Raw genomic sequence first — 22,471 nt, forward strand, 5'->3', positions numbered from 1 at the left:
AAAACGTTGCATGAAGGGAATGATTTCATTGTGAACAGTGTTTGGAAATGACGCACATTCTATCCAAATTTCGCGTCTTTTTATTTCCATTTACTTATAAGTCCATCATTACAACCGCGACGAGCATATAATGAAAAGCAGCTACATTGACCTTATTGAGCAGACGTTCGAATTTCCCACAATGGAATTTAATGTTGATAATAATGAATTGCTGTTCAACAATGTACCTCTGATGGAGATCATCAGGGAGCACGGTACGCCCCTTAAAATAAATTATTTACCTAAAATCGGGGAGCATATTGAGAATGCGAATATGTTCTTCAGGAATGCTTTCAAGAGGCACAATTACAAGGGTACTTATACCTATTGTTATTGTACAAAATCATCGCATTTCAGCTTCGTGCTGGAAGAGGCGTTGAAGCATAACATTCATATTGAGACTTCATCTGCGTTTGATATCCCCATTATTCGCGAGCTATACCGCCGCGGCAAGGTCACTAAGAGTACCTACATCCTTGCAAACGGTTACAAATTGCCTCGTTACACGCAATACCTCAGTGAGCTGATCAACGAAGGTTTCAATGTGGTCCCTATTCTGGATAACCTCAAAGAAATCGAATCTTACGAGCAGCAGGTAACTGCGGATACTGTGAATTTCGGGATGCGTATTGCGACGGATGAAGAACCTAATTTTGCATTCTATACGTCACGTCTGGGTATTCGGTACCACGATGTGCAGCAGCTTTATAAAGAGAAAATTGAGCCGAATCCCCGGTTTAAACTCAAAATGCTGCACTTCTTTATCAACACCGGTATCAAGGACAGCGCGTATTACTGGAGTGAGCTCACCCGGTTTATGTTCAAATATTGCGAAATGCAAAAGATCTGCCCTGAGCTCGATTCGATCGATATCGGCGGCGGTTTACCGATCCAAACTTCTTTGCAGGCTGGTTACGATTACCAGCAGATGATTGACGAGATCATTGAAAATATCCAGTGGATCTGTAACAAGAACAACGTTCCTGTCCCACATATTTTTACTGAATTCGGTAGCTATACAGTCGGTGAAAGTGGCGCGGTAATCTATGAGATCATTGATAAAAAGCTGCAAAATGACAAGGAGCTCTGGTATATGATCAACGGATCGTTTATTACGCAGCTTCCGGATTCGTGGGGTATGAACCAAAAGTACATCATGCTCCCGATCAATAACTGGGACAGTCCTTACCAAAAAGTGAACCTGGGCGGGCTGACCTGTGATTCGCAGGATTTTTATAACAGCGAAATGCACAGTGCGGATTTGTATATGCCTATTTTCGAGGAAGAGACTGAAAAGCAATATATCGGCTTTTTTCACACCGGGGCTTATCAGGAATCACTGGGCGGTTACGGAGGTATTCAGCACTGCCTGATACCAGCTCCGAAACACGTTTTAGTGGACAAGGACGAAGATGGGAAGATTACCACGCGCGTATTTGCCGAAGAGCAGAACAGCGATTCAATGCTGCGTATTCTGGGCTTTAAAGAAGAGCCTTTTATAAGTCAGATTAATAACAACGACGGAAAAGAAGACGCGCCGGAAGAGGTCGAAGAAGAATTGGTCGAAACAAAAATTTAATACGCTGGATATAAAGTTCTTTGAATGAGTTCGTTATTAGTCACATTCTAACTCTCATTCAAAGAATTTTTTTATATTTTTACGGTGACAAAAACTTTATACGAACGGAAAATGAAGAAAATCTTAGTTCTGGTTGCGATTTGCGGAACATTGGCAGCCTCAGCTTGCACGAAACATGCTTGTCCTGCTTACGGTTCAGTTCAAACAGCACCACAGGCTGCGCCGGTAGTAAAGGCCTAATTTGCAGTTTGTAATATAATATGCGCAGCTTCCAATAAACTGGCTGCCGCATAATCTCCCTCTGAACTTTCTTTTTCAGGAACAATCTGAATTGTTCTCACACCCGCTTTTTTACCAGCTTCCATATCTCTGTCCCTGTCGCCGATCATCCACGATTGGTCCGGGTCAATATCATATTTCGTTATTGCTTTTTCCAGCATTAAAGAACCTGGCTTCCGGGAAAGTGAAGCGCCGGAGTATTCCGGATGGTAAGGTGAAAAGTAAATATCATCCAATGCATTTCCCGAAGCTTGTTGCATTGCTTCATGAATTGCATACACGTTTTCGGCTTTATACAAACCTTTCGCAATCCCGGCCTGGTTGGTGACAACTATCAGGAGATAACCTGCCTTTTTGAGCATTTGGAGCGCTTCCGGCACACCTTCCAGGATAACAAGCTCTTTTAGGTCGTAAGTATAATTGGTACAATCCTCGTTGAGCACACCGTCGCGGTCGAGGAAAACGCATTTTGTTTTTAATGAGGACATTACAGACTTGAATATTCTTTGACAGATTCGATGAAGCAGCGGACTTTGTCCGGATCTGTATCCGGATAAACGCCGTGGCCGAGGTTGGCGATATATCGCTGGGTACTAAACTGTTCCAGCATTTTCTTTACCTCTATTTTAATCTGATCGTAGGATGCGTACAACACGCAAGGATCCAGGTTTCCCTGTAAAGTTTTGTTCGGAATGAGTTCGCGTGACTCGCGGATATCCATATTCCAGTCAAGCCCCACCACTTCACAGCTCAGTTCACTGATCTCTTTTCTTGCAAAGAAAGCACCTTTGGCAAAAACCGTCACAGGCACTTCATTAATCGCGTCGCAGATCTGCTTGATGTAGGGGAGTGAAAAAATCCGGTACTGTTCGGGAGACAGAATCCCTGCCCAGGAATCGAATATCTGCACCAAATTGGCGCCGGCAACCACCTGCGCTTTCAGGTAGGCGATCGTGCTGTCTGTTATTTTTTGAAGCAATGCATGAGAAAACTCAGGATCTGCGTACAAATGCTTTTTTGCCACTGAAAAGGTTTTCGAGCCTTTTCCTTCTGTCATATAACAGAAAATAGTAAAAGGCGCACCTGCAAATCCGATTAAGGGAACCCTGTTTTCCAAACCTTGTTTTGTGATCTTAATGGCGTCGAGGACATATTTCAGATCGGTTTCTGGTTCGGCTACGTGCAGCTTTTCGAGATCCTTCATCGAATGCACGGTCGCGGGAAAAACAGGCCCGCGCTGCTCTACCATTTCGTAAGGCAGCCCCATTGCTTCGGGTACCACCAGGATATCTGAAAATATAATCGCTGCATCAACGCCCAGCAAATCAACGGGTTGCAACGTTACTTCGGCAGCAAGTTCCGGCGTAGTCGCCAATTGAATAAAACTTCCTGCTTTTTCTCTGACCGCACGATATTCAGCCAAAATCCGGCCCGCTTGCCGCATCATCCAAACCGGCGTCCGCTCCGTTTTCTCGCCCCGCGCCGCTCGAAGCAAAAGATCATTTTTGAGTTCCATGCGGCAAAGGTAGCCAGAAAGTCGAAATCAAAACCTAAAATTGACCCCTACCAGAAAGTTTCTGCCGGCTTGCGGAAAGTAGAAGTTCTCTTGCGTTAATGCGCCTCCTGCAATGTAGCCATACGTATATCCATTCGATTCGTACTGCTCGGAAAGGATATTGTTAACCAATAAATTGAATGAAATTTCATTCGCCCAGGCTGGTTTGATCGTCCACGAAAGCCGCACATCGTTTGTGAAATAAGCGTCGAGTTTGCGGGTTTCGGTAGAAGTATTATCCAGATATTGCTTGCTTACGTACTTGGTCAGCAGCGCGAGTTCGAGGTTTTTCTGAATGGAATACATGAGCTGACTTCCCGCAATTACATTGGGTGAAAATGAAATGTCAGATTTTCCGTGGTCGATGGTCTGATACCCGCCATTATCATAATCAACCACATATTCGGTGAAATTGTTGATCTTATTCTGACTAAAAGTGGCATTTACATTCCATTTCAGAAAACGGTTAAATGCCACCGCTCCTTCCAGCTCAACTCCTGTCCGGTAGCTTTTCGGAACATTCACACGAATCGAATTTCCAACATCATTGATCTGACCGGTGAGTACCAGCTGATTTTTGTAATGCATTAAATAGTAGTTCGCAGCAAAAGCAAATTTTCCCCGTTGCGTTTTAAATCCAGCCTCCACATTTTGCAGACTCTCATTTTTGGGGAACAGAATAGCAGTTGTCGTGGCAGTAAGATCGTCCCGGTTAGGTTCGCGATTGCCAATACTATAAGAAGCGTAAACGGTACTTTGATCCGCGATCTGATAGGTTAGTCCTGCCTTGGGGTTTAAGAACGAATAGGATTGATCCACAGCGAGTTGCAGCTGATCATTGTCGGTTCCGTGAATCGCGTGACTTACCGTCCTGAATTGCAGATCGGCAAATGCATTGAGCTTGTCGGTAAATTGGTAATATAGTTTTCCGTAAATATTAAAGTCCTTTTTGATCCCCTGACTGTAATAGTACCGATGCTCATTTTCAATGTTTCCTGCATTTTTGGCCCAGATAATCTGTCCGTAATGGTCGCCGTCGTATTTGTTCCAGCCGCCACCAATGCTGGCTGTCAGCTTTTTGAAGCTGTTGTAATCGAGTGAAAATGTTGTTCCGTAAAAATAATTGTCCAGCCAGCGCCTGCGAACCAAGTCTGTACTTTCCAGCGTATCTGCGCCGATTATCACATTTGGCAGGTTGTAGTTTGCGTAATCATCACCTTTCCGGTACTGCTCGTAGTACCCCAAACCTCTTACCAAAAATGCATTGAGATTGAAGTTCCATTTATCGCTTAAACTGTGCGACGAAACGATCTGGTAGTGATCCTGACGATAATTGTCTACTTCATTTTTGTAGGTGTAAGAATTATAGGTCCGGTTGTTTGCATTCAGCAGGTTTTGCGCATCTGGTTCGTCCAGTCCGTTTCTATCAATGTAGCTCAGGATTCCCTCGCGGTCGCCGCGCAGTTTCGCCTCAGGTACACCGTTCCACGACTGGTAAGTACGCTCATTTCCCGAAAATACATTAATCCGCACAAAGCTTTTCTTGCCAAAATATCCACCTGACAAATAATAGGAATGCAGCTCAGATGCCGCACGATCGACAAAACCGTCGGACGAAACGCGGGAAAGGCGCGCATCAAACGTGAATTTATCCTTGATCAGACCGGTACCTACTTTCAATGTATTTTTGAAAGTATTGAAAGATCCGTAAGCATTATTCAGCTCGGCATAAGCTTCCTTCCGCAATGCATTGGTATTGATATTCACCGTCGCGCCAAAAGAAGCGGCACCATTTGTCGAAGTACCTACCCCGCGCTGGATCTGAATGCTGCTGACCGACGATGCAAAGTCCGGCATATTCACCCAAAAAACACCCTGACTTTCAGCGTCGTTATAAGGTATCCCATTGACGGTCACGTTAATGCGCGTGGCATCGGAGCCACGTATCCTGATTCCGGTATAACCTACACCCCCGCCCGCGTCACTTGTACTTACCAGAGAAGGCGTAAAATTGAGGAGTACCGGTAAATCCTGGCCGAGATTCTGCTTGTCGATCGCCGCCGAGCTCACATTCGTAAACGCCATCGCGCTTTTTTCATTGACGCGTGTTGCATTGATCACCACTTCGTCGGCCTGGTAAGTGCTTCTGGAAAGCTTGATATCCAGCTGGTTCTGCGGTGAAACTGCGAATTTGCCGGTTTCATAACCAATATAGGATACCTCAATTTCGCTGACATTTTCTGAGATATTACGTAAGGTAAAATTTCCGTTCTGGTCAGAATTGGTACCACGGATTTCGGAAGCTTTGATCGTCGCGCCGGGGAGTGGCTTCCCGTCTTCGGCATCGGTAATCCGGCCGGAAATGGTGCGTTGTGCAGAAGTATTGGCACAAAAAGTTGCGCTGAAAACCAGCACGAGCAGATAGGTAGTAACGTTTCGCATTGCGAGATAAATAGTTACAACAGGCAGGGGCCACCTATCTTGATGTTTAACAATAAATAAAAAATAGAAACAGCTATGAATTTTTCCAGCTTTCTCTTCCTCCGCCGGCATTACCCGGATCAGGTTTATGGGTATGATCTCAGCCCGTCAGGTAGGGCACCCCTTTGAGATTATGTTTGCAAATTTAGCGCTTGAAATCGGTGTTTCAAGGCAGCTTTCCCTTATTCTTTTCGGGACTGCCACTTTTCAGGATTTACGCTTGTGTGAAAAATGCCAAAAATACCGACTGTTTTCTTTGCACTATCGATTCTGAAATGTATCGCAAATGGAAAAATTGGCAATATTGCCACGCGGACGTTCGCATATCGAAGCTCATATAAGCGGGGATTCTTACTTATTAATTTAAGCTTTCCCCTGACCGAGTGTGTGAATCGTCTGCCTAGGCCGGGCTGCTGTTCATTGTACCAAAGAGCCGCCTCTCTGATATCCCGCCCGGCAGAGCGAGAGATTTGAATTTTGTGCATTAAAGATTCTTTTCAATTTCATCCATAGCCTCTTCGAAGTCGATTAATTCTTCTGTTCCACGCTTGAACGCTTCCATTCTTTCAAGAACGAGGTCTTTATGCCATTGAGGAATTTCATAAGTTCTCTGTCTCTCAATCTCCGTATGTTCTGCTTTAAGCGAATTCCACTCCTGAATTGGAATGAAAATGCGGGTAGTGATGCCGTGATTGTCTGGAATATAGTGCGGTTTCATAACATTTATTTTTTTTAGCTTTTACAAATATAGGATTATTGGGGTTACTGTAAAATCACTTAATTCCGTCAATGCTTTTCGCTATTTTTACATACTTTACTTTTTCAAAACAAAACACAAAATGCCTGACTATACGAACACTATCGCTGCGAATGCGACTGAAAATGCAATGGAGCTGGAATACCGTTACGGCGCGCACAATTACAAGCCTATGCCGGTGGTGATTGAAAGAGGGTCAGGTGTGTATTTGTGGGATGTGGAAGGAAAGCAATATCTTGATTTTTTGTCTGCTTATAGTGCTGTGAGTCAGGGGCATTGCCACCCGCATATTATCAATGCGATGATCGAGCAGGCGCAAAAACTCACGCTTACTTCCCGCGCTTTTTACAATGATAAGCTGGGTGAATGCGAGAAATATCTGTGTGAATACTTCGGTTATGACAAGGTTTTAATGATGAACTCGGGTGTGGAAGGAGGCGAAACTGCATTGAAACTAACCCGCAAATGGGCATATAAAGTGAAAGGTATCGAGCCGGGAAAAGCTAAAACAGTGTACGCTGCTGGCAACTTCTGGGGAAGAACGTTAGCCGCTATTTCATCTTCCACTGATCCATCGAGCACTGACGATTATGGGCCGTTTTTGCCTGGCTATGAAATCATTCCCTACGACGATCTCGAAGCATTGGAATCTATTTTTAAGAGTGACCCGAATGTAGCAGGATTTATGGTCGAGCCGATCCAGGGCGAGGCCGGGGTAGTGGTGCCGAAAGAGGGTTATCTTAAAGGTGTGAGGGATTTGTGTACCAAATACAACGTACTTTTTATAGCGGATGAAGTACAAACCGGCATCGGGCGCACAGGGAAGCGATTGGCTTGTGACTGGGAAAATGTGAAACCGGATATACTCGTATTGGGAAAAGCGCTTTCAGGCGGCGTAATGCCCGTTTCGGCCGCATTTGCCGATGACGAAATCATGCTCACGATCGCACCGGGCGAGCACGGTTCCACGTTCGGAGGCAACCCGCTCGCGTGCGCTGTGACGGTTGCAGCCCTGGAAGTGGTGCAAAATGAAAACCTGGCAGAAAACGCAGAGAAAATGGGCCAGATTTTCCGAAAAAGAATGCTGGATTTGCAGCAGCAATGTTCTCTGATTGAAATCGTTAGAGGGAAAGGACTTTTGAATGCGATCGTAATCAATGACAGCGAGGAAGGATCGACGGCGATGGATCTTTGTTACAAAATGATGGAAAAAGGACTGCTCTGCAAACCTACCCACGGCAACAAGATCCGGTTCGCGCCTCCGCTGGTTATTAACGAGGCGCAAATGAACCAGGCCTGCGATATCATTCAGGAGGTATTTCTGCAAACTAATCAAGCACTATGAAACTAAATTACGTACCCCTTCTCTTGCTGGCCGCATTGACAATCGTCGGCTGCCGGGAGAAAAATGTGAATCCAGCGTCCGAAACAGAGACCAATGAATGGATTTACGCCAATATGAAGTATTGGTATTATTGGAACGATAAGATCACTGACAAGCCCGATTATTCCAAAAGTCCAGCCGATTTTTTCAAATCCCTGCTATATCCATTTGATGCGAATGCTCGCCCCGACGGCGACCGCTTTTCATGGATCCAGGAAAGTGCCGACGAGCTCGAAGCGTCGCTCGCGGGAGAGTCGAAAACGACGGGCATGGAATATAAGCTCGTCAACTTTCCCAGCGGCACCATTAATGTGGTCGGTATTGTTTTATACGTGATTCCCGATTCTCCCGCAGATAAGGCAGGCTTTTCGCGCGGCGATATATTCAATCGGATAAACGACCAGAAACTGGTCAACAGCAACTACGTCGGGTTATTGAATACGCAGGATAAAAAGACATTCGGACTCGCGAAAATCAATGGTAGCGAACTGGAAGAAAGCACGACAAAGCGTGAACTAACGCCGGTTGTATTGCAGGAAAATCCGGTTTTTTTTGATACCATATTCACTTACGGGGCCAACAAGATCGGTTATGTCGTATACCACCAGTTTATCCCCCAGCCCTACAAGGCGACGAACGGACAATACGACAAGGAGCTCGACAATATCTTCACTACATTCCAGCGGAACAATGTGAATGCGCTCATCGTGGATCTGAGGTATAATCCGGGCGGGTACGTGAGTTCCGCAACCAACCTGGCGAGCCTGATCGTGAAAGGTAATTCGAATGATATTTTTTATTACAAAGAATACAATGACGAAGTAACCGAGACGAACCGCAAGAAATACGGTGACTCCTATTTTTACGATAAGTTCATCACTAAACCACAAAACCTGGGCGCTAACCTCAATAACCTCGTTTTCCTGGTTTCCTCCCGTTCAGCTTCGGCAAGTGAACTGCTGATCAATGGGCTGAAACCATTTATGAACGTAACGCTGGTGGGATCCAAAACGGTTGGTAAAAATGTGGGATCCGTAACGCTAACAGGCGAGGATAGGGGTATTAAATGGGGATTGCAGCCTATTGTTTCGAAGTCTTTAAACAAGGATAAAAAATCAGATTACCACACTGGTTTTGTACCCGATATTCCAGCCAGTGAGGGTAACATTCTTTATCCCTACGGAAGCCCGAAAGATCCGCTGCTGAGCGAAGCCCTGTTCAAAATCACGGGAGAGCGCGTGGTAAGGCAGGCACGGAATGTGCGCGTTTTGCAGGAAGAGGAAGGTCAGGAAATTACTTCTTCGATTGTGAAAAAGGCAGGGGGCAGCAATATGTTTTTTGATAAATGATCTGATACGGCATGCTTTTTGATTATTGAGTTGTAATCACATTCATTAATCTAAACTAAGTATCATGGGAATTATAACATGGATCGTTGTTGGCCTGATCGCCGGTGCTATTGCGAAGGCAATCCATCCGGGTAAAGATCCGGGCGGTTTTATCATCACCATTTTGATTGGTATCGCGGGTGCCGTGATAGGGGGCTGGATCTCATCGATGCTGGGTTACGGTACCGTTGACGGATTTAATTTCGGAAGCCTTTTCATAGCTATATTAGGTGCAGTTTTGCTCCTTTTCATCTACCGAAAGTTTAGCTCAAGATCATAGATTTCTAAGTAACAGAATGGTGGGAAACAAGTTGAAAAACTGCTCTCCCACCATTTTTTATTGCTATTTTTACGGTCTTGCATCTGGCACTTCAAACTGAGTAAATACAATGAAGCTGGTTAACGATATGACTGTCTGGTTTTTAAAGCGTCGCTTTGAAAGGATAGAGCAGTTTATGAAATATCCCGTGGAGACTCAGCAGCGTATCTTTTCAGAACTGATTGAAACGGCCCGCTACACGGAATTTGGTAGTCGCTATAATTTTGGTCAGATCAAATCGGTGAAAGAGTTTCAGGACCAGGTGCCGGTTTCTACCTACGAAGATCTGTATCCTTATATTGAGCGTGTTTTGAAAGGTGAGCCCAATGTAATGTGGCCTTCGCCGATCGAATGGTTTTCCAAGTCTTCCGGAACTACCAACGCCAGAAGCAAATACCTCCCCGTTTCCCCCGAAGCATTGGAAGAATGTCATTATGAGGGTGGAAAAGATATGATGACGCTATTGATCAATAACCGGCCCGATACGCAGGTTTTTGACGGAAAAGGATTGTCGATCGGCGGGACTCTACACGCAAATCCATTTGATGATTATACACAGATCGGCGACGTTTCTGCGGTAATTATGCAAAATCTGCCTTCCTGGGCTGAATTTATGCGCACCCCGCCGCTGGAAGTGGCGTTGATGGACCATTGGGAAAGTAAGCTTGAAAAAATGGCCTCCATTTGTTCACAGGAGAACGTGACGAGCATTCTCGGCGTACCTACCTGGACGATCGTGCTGCTCGACCAGATACTTGAATTGACCGGTAAGAAGAATATGTTGGAAGTGTGGCCCGATTTCGAGGTATTCGTTCACGGTGCAGTTTCATTCGAGCCTTACCGCGATCTTTTCATGACCAAATATTTCCCGTCGGATCAGGTTTTATATCTTGAAACTTACAGTGCTTCGGAAGGTTTTTTCGCAATCCAGGATGATGTAAACAGAGTAGGTGAAATGCTGCTGATGCTCGATTACGGCATTTTCTACGAATTTATTCCCGTGGAGGAAGTTGGTAAAAAACACCCGAAAGCATTGCTGCTGCACGAAGTCGAAGTGGGCAAGAATTATGCGATGGTCATTTCCACCAATGCCGGTTTATGGCGCTATCTGATCGGGGATACTGTGAAATTTACGTCGGTTTATCCGTTTCGGGTGAAAGTAAGCGGGCGTACCAAGCACTTTATCAATGCATTCGGAGAAGAAGTGATCGTCGAAAATGCGGATCATGCGATCAAAGTCGCGGCGCAGAAAACCGATTGTCTCGTGGCCAACTACACAGCCGGCCCGGTATATATGGGCGACGGCTCGCGCGGCAGCCACGAATGGATCATTGAATTTACCAAAGCGCCTGAAAATGAGCAGGAATTCAGTCACGCGCTGGACGAGGCATTACGTGAAGTAAACTCGGATTACGACGCCAAAAGATACAAAGATATGGCGCTCCTGCCACCCGTCATCCACTTCGTACCAGCCGGTACCTTCTATTCGTGGATGGGAAAACGGAAAAAACTGGGAGGACAGAATAAAGTCCCCAGGCTCAGCAACGACCGGGAATACCTGGATGATCTGCTGGGGGGAATATAAGCTGTTTAGCTTTTAGCCCTTAGCTTTTAGCTGCTTTTTGCTCACCATTCGATTCATTCATTAAACTTAACTGCTAACAGCTAACAGCTAACAGCTAATAGCCAATAGCTAACAGCTTAAAGCCAATTCAATGATTCCCAAGTACCTGAAAATTAAAGGCCTGTATTCTTACCAGACAGAGCAGGAGATTGATTTTGATCCTTTGACAGACGCTGCGTTGTTTGGGATTTTCGGCGCAGTGGGAAGTGGGAAATCTTCAATTCTGGAAGCGATCACATTTGCATTGTACGGCGATACCGAGCGATTGAATAAGTCGGGGGACGATCGTACCTACAACATGATGAATCTACGCTCTGATGAGTTACTGATTGATTTTGAGTGCATTGCGGGGAAAAATGGGGATAAATATAGGTTTACTGTCAGAGGGAAGAGGAATACCAAGAATTTTAAAGAAGTAAAAACCTTTGAGAGAAGAGGTTATAAATGGGAAGATGATAAGTGGGTACCATTACCGGAAAATGAATCGGCTGAGGATATAATAGGGCTGAGCTATGATAATTTCAGGCGCACGATCATTATTCCGCAGGGACGTTTTCAGGAATTTATAGAGCTGCGCGACGCGGAACGGACGCGGATGATGAAGGAGCTTTTTCAGCTTGAAAAATACGATCTCAGCAGAAATGTAGGCTCACTAAGCAAACAAAATGATCTCGCATTATCAAACGTCGATGGGCAGCTGACTGGACTGGGCGAGGTAACTCCCGAGATGATCGGTGAAGAGCAGAAAAAGCGGGAAACGGTAAGGGAGGAAATCAAGAAAGTTACTGCTGAATTATTACTTCAAACCGAGCTGGAAAGCCTTTTTCAGCGCTTAAAAGCTACGGCAGAAAAGATCGGTTTGCTCCAAAAACAAAAAGCAGAACTGGAACTGAACGCGCCGGAAATGCAGCGCCGGGAGGAAATACTCCGCATTTATGAAATCTGCTCACTCCACTTCAAATCGCTTTTTGACCAAAAAAGAAAATTAATAACCGACACAGAGCGCGACGAAAAGCAATTTTTGAATAATCAGCTGAGAAGTAAAGAACTGGCTCTTCTGGTCGAAAAGCAAAAAGGTACATTCAACGAACTGAAACCACATTACGAGAAAAAAGAAGAGCTGCTTGATACAGCCGAAGAACTCGAAAAAGTAATTCGTATTCTCGAAAATTCCGCAGCAGCTGAGAAAAGAAAAGAAGCTTTGCTACGCGGGGAAGATCAGCTTAAAAGTAAGGAGCGCACGATCGAATTGTTGAAGGTGAAAAAGGCCGAAAGTGAGGCTGAAAATGAGACCAGGAAAGCGCAGCTTGCAGATATTCAGGAGCTTAGTCTGATAAAATCCTGGTATTCCACTTCGGGGAATTTGCTAGAAAACAGAACTGCTGTTAAGAAAGAAGCGGACGATCTGAAAGGGGATATTGAATCGCGAGAGGGGAAACTGCAATTGCAATTAGAGGAGTTTTGGGCCGAATTTGCATTGGGGGCACCTGTGGAAATCAATCTGGCGCAGTTCCAGGTTTATGTTCAGGAGGTTCTGAATAAAAATGATATTGCCAGGAAAAATCTGACAGGTAAGTTGCTGAAATTCAATACACAGCTTGCATTGCAACAGTACGCTGGCGCACTTGAAGACGGTGAACCTTGCCCGCTTTGCGGCTCTGCGCATCATCCCTCGGTTTTACATGCGGATCAGTCGCTCTCGCCGGAGATCAATGCGGTGGAGAAAAACATTGCGCAGCTGGACGCAAACGATAAATTAGTTCGAACGTTACAGTCGCCGATCGAGCGGTTATTTGACGAAATCAATCATCTTGAAAAACAAAAAGCGGCTATTAAAGAGCGCTGGACTGCGGCAAAAGCGAAAATAGAAGCGCACGAAAAGCTGTTTGTCTGGATCAGATTCGACCGGAATGACAGAGAAGGTTTTGACAAATATTTTGAAACGGTCACCCAGAGCCAGCAAACTATCCGCGATGCAGAAGCCGCTATTAAAAAGCTGACATTACAGCTTGAAACGGAAATTCAAGAGAAAACCGAAAAGATAGAAAAGCCCCTCCAAGCACTGAAAGACGAGATAATCCGGCTTGAAAACACAATTTTAACATTAACCGAGCAGCTTGAACGGATTGATCTGGCGGATTATAGAAATGAGCCGGAGGTAAAGATCTTTGAGAAAATCAATGCATTGAAGTCGAGCTACAAAGAGATCGTTTCGCTTTTTGAACAAACTGAAAAACAACTCGATACGCTCGAAACTGAAAAAAATGTACTTCTGGGAAGTCAGGCGACTTTGCAGACTGCATTGGATAGTTATCGAACGGACCTGAAAGAGACCCAGAATAGCATTGACTTGCAGCTCGCGAGATACCAATTTGATTCAGAATCGCAGGTTGAAACGATACTGAAAAACCAGATCCAGATTGATGCAGAGCGGAAAGCGATTGAAACGTTCAAGTTCGCATTAGAATCAACCAGCCGGGATTTGCATAACCTTTTACAGGAAAATCCGGAGCAGCAATATGATCCGGTGCAACACGAAGCGGCGATTCTGACCAAAAAAAATCTGACTGCCAGACTGAACGAACAGCAAAAAGAAGAAGGAGGGCTCGACAGGCTTGTCAAAAAAATGGAGGAAGATCTGGCCAAAAAGAATGTGCTGGAAAAGGAAAAAGCACGTTTGAAGCTAAGAAAGGAGCATTTGGACGATCTAGCCAAGTTGTTCCGTTCGAGCGGATTCGTCGATTATGCGTCCAGTATTTATCTTAATAATCTGATCCAGGCGGCAAACCACCGTTTTCATCAAATGACGCACCAGCAGCTGCATTTGGAACTGGGAGAAGGTAACAGTTTCTGGATCAGGGATTTGCTGAATGGCGGACATATGCGGTTGCTGAAAACACTTTCGGGCGGACAGAAATTTCAGGCGGCACTTTCTCTCGCCCTCGCGCTCGCGGATCACATTCACATCCGCAACGAATCAAAACACAATTTCTTTTTCCTTGACGAAGGTTTCGGTTCTCTGGATAAAAATGCACTGCAAACCGTATTCGATACATTGAAATCGCTGCGAAAAGAAAATCGTATTGTCGGGATTATCAGCCACGTAGAGGATTTACAACAGGAAATACAGACTTATCTCAAGATAACGGAAAGTGAAGAGGGAAGCCGAATCGAAGCCAGTTGGAAGTGAAATTTCAATAGACGTATCTTTGATGCTGTATGCACTTTACCCCCAATGATCTTAGAAAATTTCTACCGGTCCTTTTTTACCTGGATTGAGCTTAAGTTGGCCGCGGACAATTGGTTATGGAAAGCCACATTGGTTTCTGTCGCTATCGCGCTGTTTCTCGCATTTCCCCCCTACACGCTATTAATCGACCATTTTCGTCCTGGCGGTGTGAAGCTCGATGCCTGGGTTTTTATCCATAACCAGGCGCAGGACCTCTTTCACCCGAAAGACATGGATTATGATGTGCGCCGGGAGAATATGATTTTTCGCTGGACACTGCCGCTGTTCTCATTCCTGACAAATGGCAATATTCTCATCATATTGTTTGCTCAGGCATTTCTGGGGGTATTGTTTTTAAAACGAATTGGTAACTACGTTTATGTACTTTGCCAGGATAAAGCGGTGACCGCGCTGGTCATATTATCTATTGCAAATACATTCGTGAGTGTCTGGACTTTCGCTGATATTCACGGTTACGGCGACGGATTCGCCTATTTTTTCTTGTTAGCTGCATTGTTAAGCAGAAATCCGTTGATCATATTTTTCTCGCTTCAGGCTGCCTTTTTTACCGACGAGCGGGCTGTGATCGCGGGCGGGTATCTGCTGCTTTGGTGGATGGTTGCGAAAGCTTACGAAAAAGACGATTTCAGCTTTTTGGGAATTTTCAGGCGGTTTTTTACAAAAGAGAGTCTGGTAGTGTGGCTGGCTTGGATCGTATACTTTGGAATTCGTTTTTATGTGCAGGATAAATATTTTCCAAACCACAGCTATTCCACAATAGGTACCCCGGTACTATTTGCAGATGCGCACCGAAATGGCCTTGGAAGTAGTATCTGGGCCACTTTTGAGGGAACCTGGCTGATTATACTCGCTGCTTTTCTGATCCTTTGGCTTACAAAAAAATACTGGCTCGTACTGGCGCTCTTCATCGGGTTTATTGTATTAACCGCAACTGGAATCTACGTGCACGATCTGGACCGGGCGCTGGCTTATGGCTTTCCCTTTATTTTGCTTTCTCTTCATATACTTATTCAAACTACATCGATCGCAACAATCCGGCTGATCCTGTTTTTCACGGCGGTAGTCTGCGTCACGCACCTGGAAGTATTTTATATGGGTTACAATAGGATACTCTGGCTGGAACCTTTACCGGTCAAGATATTCATGTATATAGATCATTTCGCGGGCTGGAATTTTTTTGGGTAGCATTCGATCTGACTGCTTCTGCTTTAAAGTGTCCTTTACGGAGATCGCTTAAATTATCGTTTTATAAAGTTTATTTTTTAATATACTGATAATAAAAAAGTTAGCGAAGGCCCTTTGTTAAACGCTTTTTTTATCTCATTTTTTTATTTGTATTTTCAGAAGAAATATGAGTTCCGGGTAATTGTTGTGTGGGTGTTTTTTAGCAAGTCCAAACAGAAGGTTTTATATGCCATTATTAATTACTTTGAATACATTCAATACCGACTCGGGCAACCTGACGGTTTTTGAAAAGATTATTCCGGGGACTATCAAGCGTGTTTTCTATATATATGGTACCGGGGATGCGCCCAGAGGTGGACACAGGCACCATAAAACGTGGAATGCATTGATCTGTCTTCACGGAAGCTGCCGCGTTTATTCCAACGATGGTGAAACAGAAGAGTATTTCACACTCGATAACCCGGCTACCTGCCTCATCCTGGAACCGAAAGACTGGCACACAATGGATACATTCTCTTCCGATGCGATGTTGCTGGTTCTGTCAAATGAGTACTACGATAAAGCCGATTATATCGACGAACCTTACGCATTGAAGCCGCTGCTTGTTCAATGATCCCTTTTCTGGATTTAAACCGCGTTAATGCGCCCTATCTCGATGCGATTGAAGCTGCGTCCCTGCGGGTAATCCGTTCGGGCTGGTATATTCTGGGCAGGGAACTGGAAGTTTTTGAAAACAATTTCGCTGCCTATTGCGGGGCTGATCACTGTGTGGGCGTGGCTAACGGGCTCGATGCGATTACATTGATCCTGAAAGCAATGGAATTCCAGCCCGGCGACGAGGTGATCGTTCCGGCCAATACTTATATTGCTTCGGTGCTTCCTTTGAGCTACCTCAATTTGAAACCTGTATTCGTCGAGCCCGACTGGGCCACGATGCTGCTGGATCCGAAGCTGGTGGAAGCACATATAACGCCCGCGACCAAGGCGATCGTGACTGTGGATCTGTACGGAAGAAGTTGTGAAATGGATCCGATCATCGCACTCGCTGAGAAATATAATCTCAAAATAATTACCGACGCAGCCCAGGCGCATGGTACTACTTACCACGGAAAAAAAGTCGGTTCTATCGCCCACGCGACGGCTTTTAGCTTTTATCCAACCAAAAATCTGGGAGCTTTGGGCGACGCCGGGGCAGTTACCACATCCGATAGTGAACTGGCAACGAAAATAAGATACCTGCGCAATTACGGTTCGCAGCAACGATATAAGAATGAATATCAGGGAGTTAATAGTCGGCTGGATGAAATTCAGGCGGCAATTCTGAATGTCAAATTGCCTTTTCTGGACAGGGAGAATAACCGGAGGCGGGAAATCGCTGACAGATACCTGCGGGAGATTAAACTGACAGAATTGATATTACCGCCAGCAGACCGCGTAAACGAGGATTCGTGGCACCTATTTGTAGTCCGGCACCCTCGGCGGGCCGCTTTGATCGAATACTTGGAAGGCAAAAGTATACAGACGAACGTTCACTATCCTTTGCCGATTCACAAGCAGCGGGCGTACCAGTCCATCAATGATCTTAGTCTGCCGCTGACAGAGCGTATTCACGAGCAGGTGATCAGCCTGCCGCTCAACCCGGTGCTCAGCGAAGAAGAGATTACCTATATCATCGGCACCATTAACCAATTTGACCTTTAAGCATGAAGTTGTCAGTCATTATTCCGGTTTACAACAGCGAGAAGACGATTCGTTTCTTGGTTGAAAAATTGCAGGCAACTTTATCCAAAATCACTTTCGAGATCATTCTTGTCAATGATTGCAGCCGCGACAGGTCCGAAGCGGTGTGCATGCAGCTATCCAAAACGTATCCGAATGTGCGTTTTATCTCGCTGCGCCGCAATTACGGTGAATTTAATGCAGTTATGTGCGGGTTAAACTGGGCCTTCGGTGATTACTGTGTGATGATCGACGATGACTTCCAAAACCCGCCTGAGGAGATTCTGAAACTGGTTGAAGTGGCTGAAAATGGCAGTTTTGATGTGGTTTATACCTATTATTCCAAAAAACAGCATTCGATAGGTCGCAACCTCGGAAGCAGGCTGGTAAACTGGCTGACCAGCTATTTGTTGAATAAACCCAAAGATCTGTATCTGTCGAGCTTCAAGCTAATCCGCAAGGAAGTGGTGCAGGAAATTATCAAATACCAGGGACCTTATCCCTACATCGACGGGTTGATTTTCAGGATTACGAAGAATATCGGTACCGTGCAGGTAGCGCATTTGAAGCGCGAAGAAGGTATTTCTAACTATACCTGGCAAAAATTAGTCTCCCTTTTTCTTAATATCCTTTTTTGCTATTCGTCGCTCCCGATCCGGCTTTTTATGCCTATTGGATTCGGTTTGTTTACACTCGGCTTTTTCCTGCTTCTATTCCTGACTGTTCAGTGGCTCATCGGACCCGATCCAAAAGGCTGGCAGGTGGTAACAGCTACGATCATCTTTATCGGCGGCATACAATGTACATTATTAAGTGTATTGGGAGAATATATCGGTAAAAGTTTTATGGCGCAAAGTGGTCAGCCGCAATATGTTATCAAATACAATAGCGAAGAGCCGGTATGATCGATAACAGGTTGGAATACCAGCGCATGTTTGAGGTGGAGCAGCAGCTTTGGTGGTATCAGGTTCTGCACGAGCGGGTTTTGAAGCAGATTAATCAACGTTCTAAACCTCAGAAAAAGGATCCGGCTATTCTGGATGCAGCTTGCGGGACGGGCGGGTTGCTTTCTTATTTGCGGAAAAATGGATTCCAGAATCTGAGCGGTTTCGACTACTCGCAACATGCGATTGATTTTGCAAATGAACGTGATCTGAATGTGACATTTGGCGATCTGAAAAACATGGAATCCTATTCGCCGGGGCAAATGTTCGATGTGATCTGCTGCAACGATGCATTGTACTTTTTGAGCGATCACGAGATTATTAATGCGCTGCAAAACTTCAAAAATCGTTTGAATCCAAACGGGCTTATTATCATCAATATCCATGCATTTGAAGCATTTTCCGGCATTCACGACCTGGCTGTGGGAAGTCAGCGGAGATTTACAATGCAGGATTTTAATAGATATAGCAACACAGCGGGTCTTAAAATTACATATAACACCTACTGGCCTTTTTTACTCTCGCTGCCTATTCTGGCTGTGCGGCAGTGGCAAAACTACCAGATCCGCCGCAATGCGATTGATGTGAGCCAGGTAGATTCCGACGTGAAATATCCGGGTGACCTGATCAATTCTGTGCTCCGAGCTGTAACTAAAACGGAAGCTGTATTACTGAAAAAAGCACCTTTCGGCAGCTCCTTGTTTATGGTATTGCAGCCTAAATAACGCAGAAACTTACTTTTTCGAAAATCCGGAATTATTGATCTGCTCAAAAAATTCTTTCGTTTTGCTCAGTCCGGGTTCCCCATTGATCGTAAAGTACCAGAATGTTTCCAGTTCGCCGCGATGCATAGCCTGGTTCATATCACCACTTTGCGACTTGTGCGCAGCCTTGACCCAGTCGGCCACGATCATGTAACTATGCTTGTTATCTTCTCCAAAACTAAATGAACGGTCGAACTCGAAAACCGGCGCTGATGCGAGGATATTGGTTTCGGGATAGCCACTGAGGCCTGAAAACTGGAATGCAGATCCTTTGTTCTGGGATTGGCCACCGAGCACGATCGGTTTTTTGGGACCTTTAAAACGCTGTACCGCCCGAATTGCGCTGATCGAAGCCGTTTTATGATGCGCGTGCTGGCCTTCGTGCGGGATCAGACAGAATATAAAATCGTAATTTCCATTGCGCAGGATCTGGTCGAGGCGGTTCTCAATGTATTTAATATCCCAGTTTTTACCTGCCAGATAAGGTTTTTCATCACGGTTATAATAATCGTCCAGTTGGTCGAAAAAGAAGAAGTTGCCGATGCCCATAATCTCGCCGGAAGCCATTATTTCCTTTTTGCGGATCAAAGGCAAATGCTTTCTGCCGGTAGCAGAATCAACCAGGTTGAGCCCATAAAAGCTCGACGCAACAAGTCCGTTGTAGCCTCCCGAAGCATCTGTGATGAGTGCAAGATCGGCCGAGCCTTTCAGTTCGCGGGTAACTTTGAAAATAGTGACGGGAAACATTGTTTCATCGTCGGGATGCGCAGTTACAATCAGCACACGCGGGCTCTGAGCCGCACAAAGTCCCGAGACAAACAGAAATAAGTACAGGAAAAGATTTCTCATAGTTGGATGTTTTCGGGACTTGACTTGTTATCGAATCGGCTGCGAACATTGCTTACATGCTCAGTCGCAGGGTTTTTAGTAAAATATTTTATTTGAATAATAATAAAAAATTATGGATTTGCAACTAAAAGGGAAAACCGCATTTGTCAGTGGCTCAACGCAGGGAATCGGTTTGGCTATTGCTCAGAATCTTGCCAAAGAAGGCGCTTCGGTGATCATCAACGGGAGGTCGCAGGATAAGGTGGATGAAGTGGTGAAAAAATTGCAGCAGGCTGTTCCCGGTGCCGAAGTTTCAGGTATTGCAGCGGATTTTTCCAAAGTGGATGAGATCAATGCATTGATCGAAAAGCTGCCTGATGTGAATATTCTGATCAATAACGCGGGGATTTTTGAACCTAAACCATTTGTCGAAATTACAGATGAAGAATGGTTTAAATTTTTTGAAGTAAATGTCATGAGCGGCGTGCGTTTGTCGCGGTACTTTTTGCCAAAAATGATCGCGAAGAACTGGGGGCGAATTATCTTTATTTCAAGTGAATCTGCGGTGAACATTCCTGAGGAAATGATCCATTATGGAACCACAAAAACGGCTCAACTAGGTGTAAGTCGCGGTCTGGCTGAGTTAACGAAGGGTACAGATGTAACTGTCAACACGGTAATGCCCGGCCCGACGAAATCGGAAGGTGTCGCTGAGTTTGTAAAGCAACTGGCTGCGGGTAACAATTTGACTGCGGAAGAAGCTGAGAAAGATTTTTTCAAAACGGCCCGCCCGACTTCACTGCTTCAACGGTTTTCGTCCGTGGAAGAGGTCGCCAATCTGGTGACATACGTGGCGAGCCCGCTCTCTTCGGCCACCAACGGTTCGGCATTGAAAGTAGATGGCGGTGTTGCCAAATTCATTATTTAACAGGATTTTCTGCCAGGCCTGGGTATAGTCTCGCAACGATTATACCCAGTACCATTCCCGCCATACTTGCTAGTAATCCGTATATCAGCGGGGGATATTCAGTATCGAAATAGCTGCAAACCAGCCAGGCAATAAGTCCGGCGATCATTGAGAGAATGCAGCCAAGCTCATTCGTTTTCTTCCAATACACGCCCGCAGCAAGCGGGACAAAGAGCGAAACGAGACTGAAAGCGGAAGATTCGGCTACCAGCTCGAAGATACTTTCACGGGTGAGCGCCATGATAATGCAAATAGCGGTAATCACCACAATACCGATGCGGATAATGCGCAGCAGCTCTTTGTCCGTTAGTTTAGGATTGAAAAATTTGAAAATATTCTCACCGAGCACCACAGCCGGGGCCATGATCGCGCTGCTTGTCGTGCTCAGAATAGCAGAAACGAGCGCCCCGAAAAAGAGGATCTGCAACGGAAGTCCCATGTGACGCAGGATCATATTCGGAATGATCATTTGTCCGTCTTCTGTTGCATTGGGATAAAGATATTGCCCGCAAAGACCTATAAATAAGGGTAGCAGCGCAACTGTGAGGTACATAAAGGAAGAGAGAAGTGAAGCCTGTACCGAGACTTTCGCCGATTTAGCCGACATAATTCTTTGAAAAACATCCTGCTGCGGAATGGAGCCGAGCCCGATGGTAATCCAGGCGGCAAAGTATTCTACGGAAGCTTTGAATGTAAAATCGGGATAGAAACGAAAGAAACCGGGAGGCGCCTTATCGATCAGCGGCTGAAAACCGCCTACATCCTGATACAAACTCACTGCTACAATTACTAACCCGATGATGATCATCAGCGTTTGGATAAAATCGGTGATCGAGACGGACCACATACCTCCCCAGATCGTATAAAGGATTACAACAAAGGAACTGCCGATAATGCAACTCGCCAACGACCAGCCCAATACGACTTTCAATACAATACCCATAGCGAGCAATTGCGCGGCGATCCAGCTAAAATAGGAAGGGATGATCAATAACGCAGACAGCAGTTCTGCTTTACGCCCATACCTGATTCTAAAAAAGTCGCAGAACGTGATGATGTTCATTTTATAGAACTTTCTCGCAAAGAACAATCCCACCAGCAACAAGCAAAGCGCCGCTCCGAAAGGGTCTTCTATTACACCCAAAAGCCCTTTTTCAACGAATTCAGTAGGCGCGCCGAGGATAGTTTCGGACCCAAACCACGTTGCGAAGCTGGCAGAAGCGGCGAGAACGAGCGGCAGTTTCCTGCCGGCCAGTACAAAATCTTCGGTGGAGGAAATGCGGGTCGAAGCCCAGAGCCCGATTCCCAGATTAGCCAGCAAGTAGATGAAAATGGAGAGTGCCAGCATTTGCCGAATCGCAGCTTTACAATATTATATTTTGCAAACAAACGTTCGGTAGGGCAATTAA

Annotated in this window: 20 protein-coding genes and 1 riboswitch; of the genes, 13 read left to right on the plus strand and 7 right to left on the minus strand. The window is 45.3% G+C overall.

Annotation, left to right across the window (positions count from 1 at the left end):
- Positions 1 to 130: 130 nt before the first annotated feature.
- Together LZG94_RS25125 and LZG94_RS26435 are read left to right on the plus strand one after the other, a co-directional pair.
- Positions 131 to 1,618, plus strand: a complete 1,488-nt coding sequence (locus LZG94_RS25125) for an arginine decarboxylase (RefSeq protein ID WP_215235904.1) — start codon at positions 131 to 133, stop codon at positions 1,616 to 1,618.
- Between the two features lie 111 nt (positions 1,619 to 1,729).
- The gene (locus LZG94_RS26435) at positions 1,730 to 1,858 is read left to right on the plus strand and encodes a hypothetical protein (RefSeq protein WP_255700718.1); all 129 of its coding nucleotides are present in this window, start codon (positions 1,730 to 1,732) and stop codon (positions 1,856 to 1,858) included.
- On the opposite strand, the gene LZG94_RS25130 is transcribed toward LZG94_RS26435, so the two are convergent.
- The 5 genes from LZG94_RS25130 to LZG94_RS25145 all read right to left on the minus strand — a co-directional run bounded on the left by LZG94_RS25130 (position 1,855) and on the right by LZG94_RS25145 (position 6,651).
- Entirely contained in the window at positions 1,855 to 2,385 is a 531-nt protein-coding gene (locus LZG94_RS25130; RefSeq protein ID WP_233794419.1) for an HAD-IIIA family hydrolase, read from the minus strand. The two genes, LZG94_RS26435 and LZG94_RS25130, sit on opposite strands and share 4 nt — an antisense overlap.
- Positions 2,385 to 3,413 (minus strand): uroporphyrinogen decarboxylase, encoded by a 1,029-nt coding sequence (hemE, locus tag LZG94_RS25135; protein ID WP_233794420.1) that lies wholly within the window; start codon positions 3,411 to 3,413, stop codon positions 2,385 to 2,387. Before hemE ends, LZG94_RS25130 begins: the two co-directional genes overlap by 1 nt.
- A 27-nt stretch (positions 3,414 to 3,440) precedes the next feature.
- On the minus strand, positions 3,441 to 5,894 hold the full coding sequence (locus LZG94_RS25140; protein ID WP_233794421.1) for a TonB-dependent receptor: 2,454 nt from the start codon (positions 5,892 to 5,894) through the stop codon (positions 3,441 to 3,443).
- A gap of 79 nt (positions 5,895 to 5,973) precedes the next feature.
- Positions 5,974 to 6,068, minus strand: a riboswitch (TPP riboswitch).
- Positions 6,069 to 6,115: 47 nt separating this feature from the next.
- Positions 6,116 to 6,418 carry a type II toxin-antitoxin system RelE/ParE family toxin gene (locus LZG94_RS26630; RefSeq protein ID WP_409013369.1) on the minus strand — a complete coding sequence of 101 codons (303 nt, stop codon included), beginning with the start codon at positions 6,416 to 6,418 and terminating at the stop codon, positions 6,116 to 6,118.
- Positions 6,418 to 6,651 carry an addiction module protein gene (locus LZG94_RS25145; protein WP_233794422.1) on the minus strand — a complete coding sequence of 78 codons (234 nt, stop codon included), beginning with the start codon at positions 6,649 to 6,651 and terminating at the stop codon, positions 6,418 to 6,420. Before LZG94_RS25145 ends, LZG94_RS26630 begins: the two co-directional genes overlap by 1 nt.
- A gap of 121 nt (positions 6,652 to 6,772) precedes the next feature.
- Between LZG94_RS25145 and rocD the strand changes: the two genes are divergently transcribed.
- The 10 genes from rocD to LZG94_RS25195 all read left to right on the plus strand — a co-directional run bounded on the left by rocD (position 6,773) and on the right by LZG94_RS25195 (position 19,228).
- Complete coding sequence (gene rocD / locus LZG94_RS25150) at positions 6,773 to 8,035, plus strand: ornithine--oxo-acid transaminase (protein WP_233794423.1); 1,263 nt, start codon at positions 6,773 to 6,775, stop codon at positions 8,033 to 8,035.
- A complete protein-coding gene (locus tag LZG94_RS25155; RefSeq protein ID WP_233794424.1) occupies positions 8,032 to 9,423 on the plus strand; it encodes a S41 family peptidase in 1,392 nt (463 codons plus the stop codon). The genes rocD and LZG94_RS25155 overlap by 4 nt, the downstream gene beginning before the upstream one ends.
- A gap of 64 nt (positions 9,424 to 9,487) precedes the next feature.
- Positions 9,488 to 9,742, plus strand: a complete 255-nt coding sequence (locus tag LZG94_RS25160) for a GlsB/YeaQ/YmgE family stress response membrane protein (RefSeq protein ID WP_233794425.1) — start codon at positions 9,488 to 9,490, stop codon at positions 9,740 to 9,742.
- Between the two features lie 109 nt (positions 9,743 to 9,851).
- Positions 9,852 to 11,366, plus strand: coding sequence for a GH3 auxin-responsive promoter family protein (locus LZG94_RS25165; protein ID WP_233794426.1), 1,515 nt, complete (start codon positions 9,852 to 9,854; stop codon positions 11,364 to 11,366).
- Between the two features lie 130 nt (positions 11,367 to 11,496).
- A complete protein-coding gene (locus tag LZG94_RS25170; RefSeq protein ID WP_233794427.1) occupies positions 11,497 to 14,595 on the plus strand; it encodes an SMC family ATPase in 3,099 nt (1,032 codons plus the stop codon).
- 45 nt (positions 14,596 to 14,640) lie between these two features.
- Positions 14,641 to 15,840, plus strand: coding sequence for a hypothetical protein (locus LZG94_RS25175; RefSeq protein ID WP_233794428.1), 1,200 nt, complete (start codon positions 14,641 to 14,643; stop codon positions 15,838 to 15,840).
- A gap of 226 nt (positions 15,841 to 16,066) precedes the next feature.
- A complete protein-coding gene (locus LZG94_RS25180; protein WP_215235917.1) occupies positions 16,067 to 16,453 on the plus strand; it encodes an FdtA/QdtA family cupin domain-containing protein in 387 nt (128 codons plus the stop codon).
- Entirely contained in the window at positions 16,450 to 17,541 is a 1,092-nt protein-coding gene (locus LZG94_RS25185) for a DegT/DnrJ/EryC1/StrS aminotransferase family protein (protein ID WP_233794429.1), read from the plus strand. The genes LZG94_RS25180 and LZG94_RS25185 overlap by 4 nt, the downstream gene beginning before the upstream one ends.
- Before the next feature lie 2 nt (positions 17,542 to 17,543).
- On the plus strand, positions 17,544 to 18,464 hold the full coding sequence (locus tag LZG94_RS25190) for a glycosyltransferase family 2 protein (RefSeq protein ID WP_233794430.1): 921 nt from the start codon (positions 17,544 to 17,546) through the stop codon (positions 18,462 to 18,464).
- Positions 18,461 to 19,228: a bifunctional 2-polyprenyl-6-hydroxyphenol methylase/3-demethylubiquinol 3-O-methyltransferase UbiG gene (locus LZG94_RS25195; RefSeq protein WP_233794431.1), complete on the plus strand. Its 768-nt coding sequence runs from the start codon at positions 18,461 to 18,463 to the stop codon at positions 19,226 to 19,228. The genes LZG94_RS25190 and LZG94_RS25195 overlap by 4 nt, the downstream gene beginning before the upstream one ends.
- Before the next feature lie 9 nt (positions 19,229 to 19,237).
- Here LZG94_RS25195 and LZG94_RS25200 read toward each other — a convergent pair whose 3' ends face one another.
- The gene (locus LZG94_RS25200) at positions 19,238 to 20,116 is read right to left on the minus strand and encodes a PIG-L family deacetylase (protein WP_233794432.1); all 879 of its coding nucleotides are present in this window, start codon (positions 20,114 to 20,116) and stop codon (positions 19,238 to 19,240) included.
- A 112-nt stretch (positions 20,117 to 20,228) separates the two neighbouring features.
- On the opposite strand from LZG94_RS25200, the gene LZG94_RS25205 reads away from it, so the two are divergent.
- The gene (locus LZG94_RS25205) at positions 20,229 to 21,023 is read left to right on the plus strand and encodes an SDR family NAD(P)-dependent oxidoreductase (protein ID WP_233794433.1); all 795 of its coding nucleotides are present in this window, start codon (positions 20,229 to 20,231) and stop codon (positions 21,021 to 21,023) included.
- On the opposite strand, the gene LZG94_RS25210 is transcribed toward LZG94_RS25205, so the two are convergent.
- Positions 21,016 to 22,410: a sodium:solute symporter family protein gene (locus LZG94_RS25210; protein WP_233794434.1), complete on the minus strand. Its 1,395-nt coding sequence runs from the start codon at positions 22,408 to 22,410 to the stop codon at positions 21,016 to 21,018. The genes LZG94_RS25205 and LZG94_RS25210 overlap by 8 nt on opposite strands.
- Between the last annotated feature and the right edge of the window lie 61 nt (positions 22,411 to 22,471).

Origin of the sequence: Dyadobacter sp. CY343 (assembly GCF_021390335.1) — a bacterium.
In the GTDB taxonomy this organism is placed as follows: Bacteria; Bacteroidota; Bacteroidia; order Cytophagales; family Spirosomataceae; genus Dyadobacter.

Excerpts from the sequence above, each read along its gene's own strand:
- LZG94_RS25200 (WP_233794432.1), bottom strand. The coding sequence starts at position 20,116 with ATGAGAAATCTTTTCCTGTACTTATTTCTGTTTGTCTCGGGACTTTGT.
- LZG94_RS25180 (WP_215235917.1), top strand. The coding sequence starts at position 16,067 with ATGCCATTATTAATTACTTTGAATACATTCAATACCGACTCGGGCAAC.
- LZG94_RS25185 (WP_233794429.1), top strand. The coding sequence starts at position 16,450 with ATGATCCCTTTTCTGGATTTAAACCGCGTTAATGCGCCCTATCTCGAT.
- LZG94_RS25130 (WP_233794419.1), bottom strand. The coding sequence starts at position 2,385 with ATGTCCTCATTAAAAACAAAATGCGTTTTCCTCGACCGCGACGGTGTG.
- LZG94_RS26435 (WP_255700718.1), top strand. The coding sequence starts at position 1,730 with ATGAAGAAAATCTTAGTTCTGGTTGCGATTTGCGGAACATTGGCAGCC.
- rocD (WP_233794423.1), top strand. The coding sequence starts at position 6,773 with ATGCCTGACTATACGAACACTATCGCTGCGAATGCGACTGAAAATGCA.
- LZG94_RS25205 (WP_233794433.1), top strand. The coding sequence starts at position 20,229 with ATGGATTTGCAACTAAAAGGGAAAACCGCATTTGTCAGTGGCTCAACG.
- LZG94_RS25210 (WP_233794434.1), bottom strand. The coding sequence starts at position 22,410 with ATGCTGGCACTCTCCATTTTCATCTACTTGCTGGCTAATCTGGGAATC.
- LZG94_RS25140 (WP_233794421.1), bottom strand. The coding sequence starts at position 5,894 with ATGCGAAACGTTACTACCTATCTGCTCGTGCTGGTTTTCAGCGCAACT.
- LZG94_RS25175 (WP_233794428.1), top strand. The coding sequence starts at position 14,641 with ATGATCTTAGAAAATTTCTACCGGTCCTTTTTTACCTGGATTGAGCTT.
- LZG94_RS25155 (WP_233794424.1), top strand. The coding sequence starts at position 8,032 with ATGAAACTAAATTACGTACCCCTTCTCTTGCTGGCCGCATTGACAATC.
- LZG94_RS26630 (WP_409013369.1), bottom strand. The coding sequence starts at position 6,418 with ATGCACAAAATTCAAATCTCTCGCTCTGCCGGGCGGGATATCAGAGAG.
- LZG94_RS25165 (WP_233794426.1), top strand. The coding sequence starts at position 9,852 with ATGAAGCTGGTTAACGATATGACTGTCTGGTTTTTAAAGCGTCGCTTT.
- LZG94_RS25195 (WP_233794431.1), top strand. The coding sequence starts at position 18,461 with ATGATCGATAACAGGTTGGAATACCAGCGCATGTTTGAGGTGGAGCAG.
- LZG94_RS25190 (WP_233794430.1), top strand. The coding sequence starts at position 17,544 with ATGAAGTTGTCAGTCATTATTCCGGTTTACAACAGCGAGAAGACGATT.
- LZG94_RS25125 (WP_215235904.1), top strand. The coding sequence starts at position 131 with ATGAAAAGCAGCTACATTGACCTTATTGAGCAGACGTTCGAATTTCCC.
- hemE (WP_233794420.1), bottom strand. The coding sequence starts at position 3,413 with ATGGAACTCAAAAATGATCTTTTGCTTCGAGCGGCGCGGGGCGAGAAA.
- LZG94_RS25170 (WP_233794427.1), top strand. The coding sequence starts at position 11,497 with ATGATTCCCAAGTACCTGAAAATTAAAGGCCTGTATTCTTACCAGACA.
- LZG94_RS25145 (WP_233794422.1), bottom strand. The coding sequence starts at position 6,651 with ATGAAACCGCACTATATTCCAGACAATCACGGCATCACTACCCGCATT.
- LZG94_RS25160 (WP_233794425.1), top strand. The coding sequence starts at position 9,488 with ATGGGAATTATAACATGGATCGTTGTTGGCCTGATCGCCGGTGCTATT.